General features: G+C 42.4%; 13 protein-coding genes. 10 read left to right on the top strand and 3 right to left on the bottom strand.

All coding sequences use genetic code 11. The features are described from left to right. The first annotated feature begins 80 nt into the window (after positions 1 to 80). The 4 genes from H7J92_RS00425 (at position 81) to rnz (ending at position 4,015) form a co-directional block, all read left to right on the top strand. The gene (locus H7J92_RS00425; RefSeq protein WP_221834990.1) at positions 81 to 1,208 is read left to right on the top strand and encodes a M20/M25/M40 family metallo-hydrolase; all 1,128 of its coding nucleotides are present in this window, start codon (positions 81 to 83) and stop codon (positions 1,206 to 1,208) included. Between the two features lie 47 nt (positions 1,209 to 1,255). Further along, a complete protein-coding gene (locus tag H7J92_RS00420) occupies positions 1,256 to 1,729 on the top strand; it encodes a chemotaxis protein CheW (protein WP_245799411.1) in 474 nt (157 codons plus the stop codon). A gap of 131 nt (positions 1,730 to 1,860) precedes the next feature. Beyond that, positions 1,861 to 3,051, top strand: a complete 1,191-nt coding sequence (locus H7J92_RS00415) for a DNA polymerase IV (RefSeq protein ID WP_221834989.1) — start codon at positions 1,861 to 1,863, stop codon at positions 3,049 to 3,051. 16 nt (positions 3,052 to 3,067) lie between these two features. Beyond that, positions 3,068 to 4,015 (top strand): ribonuclease Z, encoded by a 948-nt coding sequence (rnz, locus tag H7J92_RS00410; RefSeq protein ID WP_221834988.1) that lies wholly within the window; start codon positions 3,068 to 3,070, stop codon positions 4,013 to 4,015. A gap of 41 nt (positions 4,016 to 4,056) precedes the next feature. On the opposite strand, the gene proC is transcribed toward rnz, so the two are convergent. The 3 genes from proC to H7J92_RS00395 form a co-directional block, all read right to left on the bottom strand. After that, positions 4,057 to 4,866, bottom strand: a complete 810-nt coding sequence (gene proC, locus H7J92_RS00405) for a pyrroline-5-carboxylate reductase (RefSeq protein WP_009496758.1) — start codon at positions 4,864 to 4,866, stop codon at positions 4,057 to 4,059. Between the two features lie 90 nt (positions 4,867 to 4,956). Then, a complete protein-coding gene (locus tag H7J92_RS00400; RefSeq protein WP_221834987.1) occupies positions 4,957 to 6,069 on the bottom strand; it encodes a TFIIB-type zinc ribbon-containing protein in 1,113 nt (370 codons plus the stop codon). 7 nt (positions 6,070 to 6,076) lie between these two features. Further along, positions 6,077 to 7,219 carry an SPFH domain-containing protein gene (locus tag H7J92_RS00395; protein WP_009496750.1) on the bottom strand — a complete coding sequence of 381 codons (1,143 nt, stop codon included), beginning with the start codon at positions 7,217 to 7,219 and terminating at the stop codon, positions 6,077 to 6,079. A 190-nt stretch (positions 7,220 to 7,409) separates the two neighbouring features. On the opposite strand from H7J92_RS00395, the gene H7J92_RS00390 reads away from it, so the two are divergent. The 6 genes from H7J92_RS00390 (at position 7,410) to H7J92_RS00365 (ending at position 13,258) form a co-directional block, all read left to right on the top strand. Beyond that, positions 7,410 to 8,354: an MBL fold metallo-hydrolase gene (locus H7J92_RS00390; protein WP_221834985.1), complete on the top strand. Its 945-nt coding sequence runs from the start codon at positions 7,410 to 7,412 to the stop codon at positions 8,352 to 8,354. Continuing rightward, positions 8,341 to 9,099, top strand: coding sequence for an SDR family NAD(P)-dependent oxidoreductase (locus H7J92_RS00385; RefSeq protein ID WP_221834983.1), 759 nt, complete (start codon positions 8,341 to 8,343; stop codon positions 9,097 to 9,099). The genes H7J92_RS00390 and H7J92_RS00385 overlap by 14 nt, the downstream gene beginning before the upstream one ends. Positions 9,100 to 9,381: 282 nt before the next feature. Then, entirely contained in the window at positions 9,382 to 10,218 is an 837-nt protein-coding gene (locus H7J92_RS00380) for a squalene/phytoene synthase family protein (RefSeq protein ID WP_009496744.1), read from the top strand. Between the two features lie 152 nt (positions 10,219 to 10,370). Beyond that, positions 10,371 to 11,072, top strand: coding sequence for a LytR/AlgR family response regulator transcription factor (locus H7J92_RS00375; RefSeq protein ID WP_009496742.1), 702 nt, complete (start codon positions 10,371 to 10,373; stop codon positions 11,070 to 11,072). An 11-nt stretch (positions 11,073 to 11,083) separates the two neighbouring features. Beyond that, the gene (locus H7J92_RS00370; RefSeq protein ID WP_078816600.1) at positions 11,084 to 12,343 is read left to right on the top strand and encodes a sensor histidine kinase; all 1,260 of its coding nucleotides are present in this window, start codon (positions 11,084 to 11,086) and stop codon (positions 12,341 to 12,343) included. Positions 12,344 to 12,460: 117 nt separating this feature from the next. After that, positions 12,461 to 13,258 (top strand): ABC transporter permease, encoded by a 798-nt coding sequence (locus H7J92_RS00365; RefSeq protein ID WP_040758107.1) that lies wholly within the window; start codon positions 12,461 to 12,463, stop codon positions 13,256 to 13,258. Positions 13,259 to 13,264 lie beyond the last annotated feature (6 nt).

Here is a 13,264-nt window from a genome sequence, read left to right as displayed (position 1 = left end):
ACAGGAAATATACCAGCATTCATCTCAACAGCTATAGAGGTGTGAGTCTTTTGCTGAATAAAGATAAGGGAGTCTTTCTTTTGAACAAACAACGATTACTAGATGAATTTTTGGAATTAGTGAAAATTGATTCAGAGACGAAAAATGAACGACAAATTGCGGATGTCCTGACGAAGAAGTTGGAAGCGCTCGGTTTTGAAGTGACGGAAGATGATACAAGTGAAAAAACTGGTCATGGCGCAGGAAATTTAATTGCCAATTTGAAAGGCTCTATTCCTGAAGCAGACCCGATTTATTTCACTTGTCATATGGATACGGTCGTACCGGGCCAGCAGATCCAGCCGGTAGTTAAGGATGATGGATACGTCTACAGTGACGGCACAACGATTTTAGGTGCAGATGATAAAGCCGGGATTGCAGCACTTCTTGAAATGGCGAAAGTTCTTCAAGAACAAAACAAACCGCATGGCGATATTCAGTTCATTATTACGGCAGGCGAAGAAAGCGGATTGGTCGGCGCAAAAGAAATGAATCCCGACGCATTAAAAGCAAAATACGGCTTTGCAATTGATAGTGACGGGAAGGTTGGCGGAATTGTTACCGCAGCTCCTTACCAATCAAAACTATGGACAACAATTTACGGCAAAACCGCGCATGCAGGCGTAGCTCCGGAAAAAGGAATCTCTGCAATTTCACTTGCGGCTAAATCCATTGCGGGGATGAAACTTGGACGAATCGATCAAGAGACGACAGCGAATATCGGACGATTTGAAGGCGGACAAGCAACGAATATTGTCTGCGAAGAAGCATTCATTCTTTCGGAAGTTCGCTCGATTAATCCTGAAAAAATGCAAAAGCAAATTGATTCCATGACAGAAAAGTTTGCAACGACTGCCAGCTCGTTAGGCGGACAGGCGGAAACGAAGACAGAGCTGATGTATCCGGGCTTTAATTTAACTGAACAGGAACCAGTCGTACAAGTCGCAATGAAGGCGATCCGAAAAATTGGCCGGGAGCCGAACATCATGACGAGCGGCGGCGGAAGTGATGGCAATGTGTTTAACGGAATGGGTGTTCCGACAGTGACGTTATCTGTAGGATATGAAGAGATCCATACGAAAAATGAGCGCATGCCAATCGAAGAACTGAATTTGCTGACGGAATTATTGCTTGAGATTGTCGAGCAAGCGGCTACGACTGCTGAATAACAAAACTACTAAGAACTTACTTCTCCTGTATGAAAGAAGGTGCAGCTATGCAAACTGTTATTGTGCGAACTGGCAATGAAGAATACGCACTGCCAGTAGAATCGGTCGTCTCTATCGAAAAACTTGAATACATCACACCTATTCCTCATTTACCCGATTATTTACTGGGTCTGATGAAGTCGCGCGGGGAATTGGTGCCTATTTTAGATTTCAGTCAAATTCTTTATCACAAGCCAACTGCACGAGATGAAGAATCTCATGTCGTTGTGCTGGCTACTGATCAGCTGGAAGTGGGACTACTCGTGCTGGATGCGAAAGAGATATTGGATCTGCCTGAAGAAAAGTTGACTTCAACGGCACTCAAAGCTTATTCCAAAACTCCTTACTTTACGACAGTCGCGAACTTGGAAAATCGTGTGATTACCGTCATCGCCCCTAATTTATTGGCCAGTTCTCTTGCAGGTATGGATGAAATATCTGCATATGTGAACGAACAGCGCCAATCGTCGGAAACGGATTGATTGAATATCACATGAATAGAATGTCGACATATTAAGAAAAAGCGGCAAGCTAAATTTGGCTTGCCTTTTTTCATTTCTTTGGATGTTTGATATACTATAGGGAGAGAATTCAGTGAAAGTAAGGTGTACATATGACGGATCTGATAGCAGCAAATCCACGAGTCATCATGCATCTTGATATGAATAGCTTTTTTGCTTCGGTGGAACAGGCTGCCAATCCGGCATTAAAGGGAATTCCCCTTGCGGTGGCAGGTAATCCAAAGGAGCGAAGAGGGATTTTAGTGACGTGTTCGTATGAAGCGAGGGCTTTTGGTGTCTATACTACAATGACGATAGGTGAAGCCAAGCGACTCTGTCCTAATTTACATATCGTACCGCCGCGCCATGAACTGTATCGCCAAATGTCCGATTCTGTCTTTGAAGTGCTGCGTAGTTATACAGAATGGGTAGAACCCGTTTCCATTGACGAGGCGTACATCGATACGACAGAAATCGGCGGCTTAACACATGCTTATGAACTCGCCCGCGAAATACAGATGCGTATTTTTCAGGAACTTGACTTGCCGTGCTCAATCGGTATTGCACCCAATAAATTTTTGGCGAAAACAGCTTCCGACATGAAAAAACCAATGGGTATAACCATTTTGCGGAAGCGTGAAGTAGCAAGAAAACTGTGGCCGTTGCCTGTCCTCAAAATGCATGGCATTGGAAAGCGAACTGAAGAAAAGTTGCATAGTGCAGGTATCCATACAATCGGGGAACTTGCGGTCGCTGAAAAATTAAAAATAGAAGCACTTCTAGGAAAGAATGGTATGCGCCTGCAGCAATGTGCAAATGGAGTCGATACACGACCGGTCGATCCGGAACGTGCGGATGAACGCAAAAGTATTGGGAGCTCCACTACATTACCCGTAGACCTCACGGAAATGGAGGACTGCATTCCTATATTCGAAAGACTGGCAGCCAAAGTGGCGACCCGGCTAGCTGTTAAATCACTGGCAGGCGTCACCATCTCAATCCAAATCCGCTATGCGGACTGGCAAAACACCACGAGAAGCCGAACCATTCATCAGCCTGTCTATCTAGCTGAAGACATTACAAAAATCGCTTTGGAGTTATTTCGTAGACATTGGAACAATGAACCTATCCGCCTTCTGGGTGTCACTGTCGGCAATCTCATCGAACGAAATGAGATGGTCGAGCAACTAACCTTCGATAACTTCGAACAGCAAGAAAAGGAATACCAAATGGATCAACTTGTATCCAGCCTAACCGACCGCTTCGGAGAGGGAGTCATTAAAAAAGGTTGGACAAATAAATAGAAAGGAGCCTGACTAAATGGATATTGAATTTTTAGGCACAGGAGCCGGAATGCCTTCCAAACAGCGAAACACTTCCTCACTTGTTCTGGACCTTACAGATGAAAATAGAGAAAACTGGCTATTCGACTGTGGTGAGGCAACCCAGCACCAAATGCTTTACAGCGCAATCAAGCCAAGGAAAATCACGAAAATTTTCATTACCCATTTGCATGGCGACCATATTTTTGGTTTACCAGGATTTCTCAGCTCACGCGCATTTTTAGGTGGTGAAGCCTCGGTCGATTTATACGGTCCGGCTGGGTTAAAAGAATGGCTCCAGCACACCTATCAAATCACCGGCACTCATCTGCCTTACGAGCTAAACATCCATGAAGTAGCAGATGGACTGATTTTTGAAAGCGATCAATTTAAAGTGTATGCAATGGAAGTCCAGCACGTCGTAAAAAGCTACGGGTATCGGATCGAGCAGAAAGATTTGCCGGGCACGTTATTGATTGACCGAGCCATTGAACAAGGGGTTCCAAAAGGTCCGTTGTTGCAGCGCTTGAAAGAAGGTCAGGATATCGAACTGGACAACGGCAAGACAGTGTTCAGCCGAGACGTGACGTCGGAACGGAAAAATGGCTTTATCATTACCGTGATTGGAGACACATCCTATTGTCAATCATCCATCGAACTTGCCCGAAATGCAGACATTCTCATTCATGAGGCCACATTTACAAAGGAATATGCAAAAGGTGCTCGGGAATACGGTCATTCAACGATCGTCGATGCAGCTCAAATTGCAAAAGAAGCACATGTCAAAAATTTGATTGTCAATCATATTAGTGCTCGCTTTATGCCAGGTGAAATGGCCGCATTTTTTGCTGAAGGCGAAGCGGTGTTTCCGCAGTTGTCCATCGCAGAAGATTTCATGCGTTTTCAATGGAAGAACGGCCAGTTGACTTGCCTGACAAAAAAATAAGCATCCATGCCCGCCTTAGGGGATGGATGCTTGTTTTTCTATTAGGTTAATGCACCTAACTCGCGTGATCTTGCCTCCGCGCTGTTGATGCAATCTGCAATCACCGATTTGAATTGACGATCTTCCAGTGCTCGCAATCCGGCAGCTGTCGTGCCGCCTGGACTCGTAACATTCGTGCGTAACGTACTAGGTTCTTCGCCGGTTGTTTTCAGCATAGCCGCAGCACCTTCAAGTGTTTGTACGATTAGTTCACGGGCATCATGAGCTTCCAAACCTCTTGCAACAGCAGCTTCTTCCAATGCCTCGACTAAGTAATAAATATAAGCGGGACCGCTGCCGGAAAGAGCCGTCACCACATGTAGATCATCTTCCTCCACCACTTTGACGATGCCGATCGCACCGAGCAGGCTAAGGATCGACTGCTTCATTTCAATAGAAACTTCGTCATTGAATGCGATGCCGCTAGCCGATTTTCCGATCGTTGCGGAAGTATTCGGCATTGAACGGGCGATGGGGCGTTTACCAAGACCTTGTTCAAATGTGTCAATCGAGGTTCCCGCAATGACTGAAAGAATTGCTGTGCTGTCGGCTAGGAACGGATGTATATCAGCCATGACTTGCTGAATATCTTTTGGTTTCGTTGCCAAAACAACCAAGTCGATTTCTTCCATGAACGAGCGATCTTCGCATACTTTCGTGATGCCGTAACGAGATTCCAAATCACATAGCCTATTCGCATCGGAACGATTCATTACATAGATTTGTTTGCCGGGGAGTACGTCCTGTTCCACGATTCCCGCAATAATTGCTTCCGCCATCGAACCGGCGCCTACAAATAAAATTTTCTCCATTTCTATCCATCCTTACTGCTCGTACGTTTTTATTTTCACTGAATTATGTCATGCACCTAACGAAATGTCAAACAGAGGTCGGATGGGCCGTCAGCTGTCAATAAACAGATAGACGATGAATAAAACAACTAAGACACTGATCGATACTAGAACTACCTTTAAAATACTAATAGGATAGTTTCCTGATACTTTACCTGTTTGCCCATTCACTATAAATTGATAGACCTTTTGATTGAATTGAAACGATGAAATCCATAATGGCAGCAAGACATGTTTATATGTAATATCCGAGTAATCGGTCGAGACATTCACGACCTCGACAATATCACCCGCAATGCTTCCTTCGATTCCATTGATGATCCGCTGTTTCATATAATCCTGTGCTTCCGTGAATCCTTGTTGCAGGGAGACAGAGTAGCGTTCCGCCAAAAATCCAGACATATATTCTACTTTGTAATCCGTTAAGCTGGCCATTTGGAAAGGCTGCACTTTTTGCAGTAATTTAGGTTCTACTCTAGTAGAGGCTTTTATGAGCACATCATCGAAAAATTTTCGATAATTCCCGCTCTCCCGATGCCAGCGGATTTTACGCACTTGCTCCGTCACTTGTTTTGCCTTGCCATCCTCATAAACGGTACGCGTCTCTGTAACGTAATAATAATTTCCTACACGTACAACATAACGGGAACTGGTCTCGCTATCATATGTCCAGTAGGGTAGATAGGCTCCTGAAATTTTTTGAAGACGATAGGACACTTTCAGTTTTGAAGGTGCAAAGAAATGTCCTTTGATCCATTCCTTGAATTTGGCATGTGCTTCATCTTTGGAAATGTGGAAAGGGATCATGAGCCCTGGTTGGATGCCCGCATCTTTTTCAGTTACCGCAATATGCGATGATCCGCAAAATGAACAGAAGTCTGCTATGGCATTTGCATCGAGAACAGACTCAGCACCACAGCTATCACAGGAAAAGACTCGCTTATCTTCTTGCCATAAGTGATAAAGACTGTCGCCGGCTGCATTAAAGTCCAGCTCGACATTGTGCTTAGTCGTAGCTTCAATCGCCATCTCATGACTGCATGAAGGGCATTTCAACCCTCCTGTCTCTGGATCGAACTTTGTATTACTACCGCAAGAAGGACACTTGATATTCTCTGTTTCTTCAACGATTGTGGATGATTGTTCATCTAATGAAGTCAACATTCATCCCTCACTTCGCGTCCAATGTCTCACCGCACTCAGCGCAAAATTTCGCGTTTGGTAGGTTCGCATGTGAGCACGCTGGACAGATCTTTTCGGTAATTTGCGCGGAACCGCATTCATTGCAAAACTTTGCATTTTTCGGAATCTGCGCTTCACATTTGACGCATGAGACTTTTTCAGTTTCAACAGATTTCCCGCATTGACCGCAAAATTTTGCATCTGCATTAATGGTAGCTTGACAATGTGGGCAGGATTTCGTTGCAGGGGCAGTGGTTTGTGTGGGTTGAGTATTCGGTGCCATCGCATTTGCCATAACCTGACCCATTGAAACACCTGCGCCCATTCCCATACCTGCCCCCGCCAAACCGCTGGAATCGTTCTTTGCTACATCCCGAATTGCTTCTGCCGCCTGATACTGCTGGTATTGCTGCATATCGCCAAGGACGCCCATTGTCGTCCGTTTATCCATCGCCTGTTCGACCTCTTTAGGAAGTGAAAGGTTTTCAATATAAAGGGACGTGATGTCAAATCCGAATGAAGAGAAACGCGGCATCATCTTTTGCTTGCCTTGTTCGCTTAGTTCATCGTAATGCATCGCTAAATCGAGTGCCGGTATTTGGGACTCTGCAAATAAGTCGGATAGCCCGGAAATAATCATTTTCTTCAACTGACCTTCAACAGAATTCGTATCATAGGAGCTGTTCGTACCGAATAATTCGCGTAAGAACACAACTGGCTCAGATACCCGATATGAATAAATTCCATAGCCGCGAAGACGGATCATACCGAAATCCGGGTCACGCATCATAATCGGATTGGACGTACCCCATTTCTGGTTAATAAATTGCTTCGTATTGATAAAGTACACTTCTGCTTTAAAAGGTGAATCAAAGCCATATTTCCAAGACTTTAACTTCGTCAGGATCGGCATGTTTTGTGTATAGAGAATATGTCTGCCAGGAGTGAATACGTCCGCAATTTCACCTTCATTCACCATAATTGCGACTTGTGATTCCCGGACTGTCAGTTCTGCGCCCATTTTGATTTCATTATTGTGAACTGGAAACTGATAAACTAGTGTATTGGCATCTTGATCCTGCCATTCGATTACTTCAATAAATTGGTTTTTGAAAAAGTTGAAAATCCCCATTGAAACCCCTCCATTTAGACAGCATATTGCAAATACCGCTATTTCTTGTAGTATACCATACGAAGAATAAACGATTTGGTTTCATCTACATGTAAATATTTCAAAAATAACGAGAATGGATACGTGACGCATAGGAAAATAAAGAGTACAATGTACTGAACAGTCATTCATTTCAAGGGGGAACTTTTTTATGATAGAAAAGATTATAACACCTACTCCATTTGCAGTCGGAGATGTGAATTGTTTCTTACTAAAAGGCGATACACTGACATTAGTCGATGCAGGGACGAAGACACCAGAGGCATACGAAGCACTGCAACATAGATTACGAGAAATCGGTTACTCATTCAAGGACATAGAACAAGTTTTCGTTACCCATCATCATCCCGATCACTGCGGGTGGATTGAAGCATTCGATCGTGCAGAAGTACTCGGCCATCCCTATCTCAATTATTGGCTGACGCGCGATCAAGATTTTCTGGATCGACATGATCGATTTTATGAAAATTCTCTTCATGAAGAAGGCGTGCCTGAAGAATATTCTAAATGGATAAAAAGATTTCGTCGCTCTGTCGATTTGATGGGTAATCGTCCTGTCGATCGGATGGTGAATGAAGGGGATGATTTGCCGGGCCATCCGGGCTGGAAAGTGCAAGAATCATTAGGTCATGCACAGAGTCATTTATCGCTTTGGAATGAACAAGAGGGAATCTTAATCGGTGGCGATCTTTTATTGGAAAAGGTTTCGTCCAATCCGCTGATCGAACCACCTTTTAGAAAAGAAGAAGACCGGCCTCGGGCGTTGCTTCAATATAACGCATCACTTGAACGTTTACTCGATTTGCCCGTCAACATTGTTTATGGAGGGCATGCCGGAGAAGTCCATAACGCACATTCGCTTATCAAGGAACGCTTGGAGAAGCAGAATGATCGGGCGATGAAAGTGCTCGGCATGCTGCGTGAACAGCCACAGACCGTTTTTGAAGTGACCAAACGCTTGTTTCCGGCAGTGTATGAAAAAGAGCTTGGATTAACATTGTCCGAAACGATTGGTCAGCTTGATTATTTGATTTCCAAGGAATTGATTAGGGAAACGGCAGATGAGTCGGGAGTTCATCAATATGCCAGCTGTTAAATCCATCTTAATTACCGGTGCAACGAGCGGGGTCGGTTTTGAACTGGCCAGGCGACTGGCATCGGTAAAAGGGATGCGCGTAATGGCTACTGGTCGCAATGCGAAAGCGCTGCAAGAACTGCAGCAAGTAGGGGTGGAAGGTTTTTGTGCTGATTTGCGGGATGCCAAACAACTGGACTGGCTCGTGTCACGTATAGGCGAAGTGCCGGATGTAATCGTTTATTCAGCAGGAGTTGGCAGATTTAATTTCGCTCATGAAGCATCCGACGAAGAGATGGCAGAAATGCTTGAAACGAACGTGCTTGTTCCGATGCAGCTGACGAAACGTTTGCTGCATGCTATGATGGAACGAAAAAGCGGACATTTGCTGTTCATCGGTTCGCAGGCGGGGAAAGTCGCAACACCCAAAACATCGGTCTATGCGGCGACGAAACATGCCCTCATTGGCTATACGAATGCATTAAGAATGGAAGTGGCTCCGTATCATTTGGATGTATCAGTCATTCATCCTGGACCGATAGATACACCGTTTATCGAATTAGCGGATCAAACAGGAAAGTATAAGCAAGCTATGGGGTCCCAACTGCTCTCCATCGATACGGTAGTGCGTGCTGTCATACAGACGATTCGTGAACCGAGGCGAGAAGTAAACTTACCTAAAGTTATGGGTCTGACCAGTAAACTATATGCTCTTGCTCCTTCTTTAGTAGAAGTTATTGGACGTCCTTTTTTCTATAAGAAGTAACTGGATAGTTAGAAAGTGAAGAAAATGCTTACGTTGTTATTATGTAAGCATTTTTTTGCGCATAATAATATTATGTAAACTAGCATTGTCTCGATGGAGAAACCATCTGCAGAATGATATCGTCATAAAGGCTGGATGCTGAAGGGCGCATCCGGCTTTTTGTTTGGATTTTGACAATCCATTATAAACATCTTAATGTTACAATGAATGATATAATGAAGGAATCATATTTAATTGAAAATATTTTTTGACAGCCATGATTATTGATGGAGGGATCCCAAAGTGAAAACTGATACAAAACTACAAAAAGATGCGATGAAAGTATTGAAAGAAACAAGCCGCACATTTTTTATTCCAATTAAACTACTTGAACCTGAAGTAAGAGAAGCTGTAGCATCCGCTTATTTGTGCATGCGGGCCATCGATGAAATTGAAGATCATGAACAAATGGATGTTGCGGATGTCGTAACGTTACTGAACAAAGTCAGCGAACTACTGGAAAATAAAATCGCAACAGGCGCACCCATTGCGGAAGCGCTGGACAAGCTATTTGCTCCTTATCAATCGCAATTGCCGGAAGTGACATTGCGCCTTGCTGATTGGGTGGAATTTTGCCCTGACACGGTCACCGATAAAGTACTTGAATCGACTGCGATTATGGGCAGAGGCATGGCGAAGTGGGCAGAAAAAGATTGGGTGATCCATACGCGCGAAGACTTAGACGATTATACATACTACGTTGCCGGATTGGTAGGTGTCATGTTGACGGATATTTGGCGTTGGTACGATGGAACCGAAACAGACAGGGATTTGGCAATTGGCTTTGGACGAGGCTTACAGTCTGTCAATATCCTGCGTAACTATAAAGAAGACGCGGAGCGTGATGTGAATTTCTTCCCGGACGGTTGGAAACTGGATGAAATGTTCAGTTTTGCAGAAGAGAACTTGGCGTTAGCGGATGAATATATTCAGGACATCGAGACGAAAACGATCCTGAACTTCTGTAAGATTCCGCTTGCTTTGGCGCACGGTACATTGGATGCGCTGAAAGAAGGTCGGGAGAAAATGTCTCGGACTGAAGTGATGGTTGTCGTGAATCAAGCGATGCGTTCTAAATAAGATGAATGATACGAGTAAAGTGGAGATGGCGATGCTGGACTTATTCATTAGTAAATACGAATGAGTCGACAAGACCCTAGCTTTCGCTTTCTTGCTGACTCGTTTTCGTTTTTTTGACATACAGCACTTATCACATTAGAGGGGTGTTTGTAATGAATGTATTAATTGTTGAAGATGATCAAGCTATCCAAAAGTTTTTACAAAATGCATTAGAAACGTTACCACAAGTATTTAATGTTTACCTTACAGACAGTGCGGCAAAAGCTATGAATTTGGCACAAGATATTAAAATAGATTTCTTTATTGTGGATATTCAGCTAGTTGATTACAAGGGAACGGACTTAGTCAAACAGTTACGCACCATGCCCGCTTATATGTATACTCCTATTGTTTTTGAAACGGCTGTTTTAACGGAAGAATTGTATGCATACCGAGAGCTTAAATGTTTTTATTATTTAGTGAAGCCGTTTACTCAGTTAGAATGCCAAAAGGTGATCCAAGATGTCTTGCAGTATTTGTCACACTTTGAGATGGATGAGGGAAAGATCCGTATTGAACAGAAAGGATTCATTTTTGAGTACCTATTAAAAGATTTGTTTTATATCGAATCTTTTGGTAAGAAAATTTGTTTACATATAAAACGTGATGGAATCTTACTGAATGAAATGATCTCAAGTTATTCATTAAAGGCTAGCATGGAATTACTAGATGATCGGTTTGTGCAAGTACATAAAAGCTTTATTATCAATCAAGACATGGTAGAACAAATAGATAAAGTGGGGCAAACAATCCGTTTACGAGGCGTAGATACCCTTATTCCAATTGGCTTAAAATATCGTCAGTATATCTTATAGGAGGAAATAGTATGAGCATTCTATCAGATATTCTGGCTCTTTGGCTTATTACCTGTTTGTTTTTCCGTGAACCCATCAAATTTAAATGGGCACACGTATTCTGGGTGAGCATCATTTCATTATTTTGTTTGCTAAGTGATACCGATGAGCGAGGGTTAATCATGACGCTTAAGGGGCTTGGAGTTTTACCTGTGCAATATGTACCTGGTCTGATTGGTTTTTGTTTTCTTACACTCGTAGCGAATAGTTATCTATTTAAGCGTAGTCACTTAACCATTCTTTTGATGACAATGCTCAGTTTAATGGTCTGGATGATGGTCCGAATGCAAGCAGTCTTGTTGACGATGCTTTTACCGCTAGAAATCGATTGGAATCATTTGATTTGCTTAGCTGTGGTACTAGGTCTTGTTTTCTTCATTCGCAGACATTTTGCCTATACAGAATTCGAACAAATGACATTGATGCAACAGCTATTCATGAGTATAATCTTTTTTTCCTTTTTGGGTATGTATCTGTTCCAAACAACAGAAATTACTCAATTGGGTAGCTGGCTTATGCTGTTAGGATCGATCTTTGTCTTTTTATTACTAACGTGGTTATTTTTTGAACAAAAGAAACAACACGCGTTGAAAGCCCGAATCTTAGCTACAGAAAAATATTTACCGATTATTGACGAGCTAGTACTAGAGGTTCGTGCGAGACAGCATGAATTTTCTAATAAAATGTTGGCTATTTCAAGTATTCTTGAAACGGCTAATACGTTAGAAGAGGCAAAGCATGAAATTACTCGTTACACTGGAAATGTAAAAATGCTTTCTCATCAACAACAACTGTTAACGATGGATCATAAAATTGTTGCTGGTTTTTTATATACAAAAGTAAAAAGAGCCGAACAAATGGGGATTCAGGTAGTGATAGATAATTCCATCTCGCTTCATGAAATGGCTTGTGAAGACGTGGATTTAATTGAGGTGCTCGGCATTTTACTTGATAATGCCTTTGATGCTAGTCAAAGTGGAGACACTGTATATGTCACGCTTAAGCAAGAAGAAAATCAATATATGTTACAAGTAAGCAATCCATCACCTTATATTTCAAACGATCATTTCCTAAAGATGTTCGATATTGGATTTTCAACGAAAAAAGGCATGCGAGGTTTTGGGTTGCACAATGTCCAACAAATTGCCAAACAATATAAGGCTCATATTCTTTTGAAAAATGAGCAGAGGACAGGAAACTATGTCACAATTGGTTTACGTTTTCAGGAATAAACGAAGGTTTTACGGGAATGAAAATATTTTCATTCCCGTAAAACCTTTCTTTGTTCTATAACCATTGTAGCCAGTAAACGGCTTCGTTATAGTGAGGGCAGGAAGGAGGAATAAAGCTTGAAGCGATTAATTAGGAATGAATGGCGGAAAGTAAGAGTGGCAGTCGGTTTCACAGCCGTACTTGCTATGCTAGCCGCTATAATCTGTACATTAATTATTTACAAAAATTATGCATTAGAAGCACAACTGGAAGTGTATGAGGTGGGTTTTGAGATCTTTAATCTAATTTTCCCGTTGCTTGCAGTCATTCCCACAGGTTGGCTTATGTATTTTGAGCGCAAAAATGGATTTATTAACTATACGCTACCACGTGTGAATAAAAAGAACTATGTATTTTCGAAATGGATCGTAAGTGCAGGAAGCGGATACTTAGTTGTTTTCTGCGTTTCGATGATAAGTGTACTTGTTGCATTATATGTTGTCCCACCCATTACGGTCCAATTGTCATTGGTTAATCCTGAAACAGGTGAGTTGATGGGAAAAATTGTACAAACTCATATTTATGGAGAGCAATTTTTGGAGCAGCCTTTCCTATATGGTCTTGTATTAAGTTTATGGAAAGGCATTATAGGTGCATTGGTTGCAACACTAGGGTTTGTATTTAGTTTATATAGCCAAAACTTATTTGTTATTTTAACAGGACCTTTTGTTTATGTATTACTAGAGAATTTTTGTTGGTCTGTTTTTGGACTTGAGAAGTACCGTTTGGTTACGGCTTTTGAACCGTCACTTGTGTGGGTAGAAGCTATTTCATGGACCAGTTTTGTCACGGGACCTGTTTTGCTTTTATTAGTTATTCTCGGATATCTTGTGTACAAACGAAAAATAGTAAATGCACGCATTTATGAATTGTAGGTGAAC

The organism is Sporosarcina aquimarina (genome assembly GCF_019748715.1).
Lineage (GTDB): Bacteria > Bacillota > Bacilli > Bacillales_A > Planococcaceae > Sporosarcina > Sporosarcina newyorkensis.
The sequence above is the reverse complement of the archived record's forward strand: the minus strand, read 5'-3'. Positions and strand labels throughout refer to the sequence as shown.

Coding starts and splice junctions, on each gene's coding strand:
- H7J92_RS00395 (WP_009496750.1), bottom strand. CDS start 7,219: ATGGGGATTTTCAACTTTTTCAAAAACCAATTTATTGAAGTAATCGAA.
- H7J92_RS00390 (WP_221834985.1), top strand. CDS start 7,410: ATGATAGAAAAGATTATAACACCTACTCCATTTGCAGTCGGAGATGTG.
- proC (WP_009496758.1), bottom strand. CDS start 4,866: ATGGAGAAAATTTTATTTGTAGGCGCCGGTTCGATGGCGGAAGCAATT.
- H7J92_RS00420 (WP_245799411.1), top strand. CDS start 1,256: ATGCAAACTGTTATTGTGCGAACTGGCAATGAAGAATACGCACTGCCA.
- H7J92_RS00370 (WP_078816600.1), top strand. CDS start 11,084: ATGAGCATTCTATCAGATATTCTGGCTCTTTGGCTTATTACCTGTTTG.
- H7J92_RS00375 (WP_009496742.1), top strand. CDS start 10,371: ATGAATGTATTAATTGTTGAAGATGATCAAGCTATCCAAAAGTTTTTA.
- H7J92_RS00400 (WP_221834987.1), bottom strand. CDS start 6,069: ATGTTGACTTCATTAGATGAACAATCATCCACAATCGTTGAAGAAACA.
- rnz (WP_221834988.1), top strand. CDS start 3,068: ATGGATATTGAATTTTTAGGCACAGGAGCCGGAATGCCTTCCAAACAG.
- H7J92_RS00415 (WP_221834989.1), top strand. CDS start 1,861: ATGACGGATCTGATAGCAGCAAATCCACGAGTCATCATGCATCTTGAT.
- H7J92_RS00385 (WP_221834983.1), top strand. CDS start 8,341: ATGCCAGCTGTTAAATCCATCTTAATTACCGGTGCAACGAGCGGGGTC.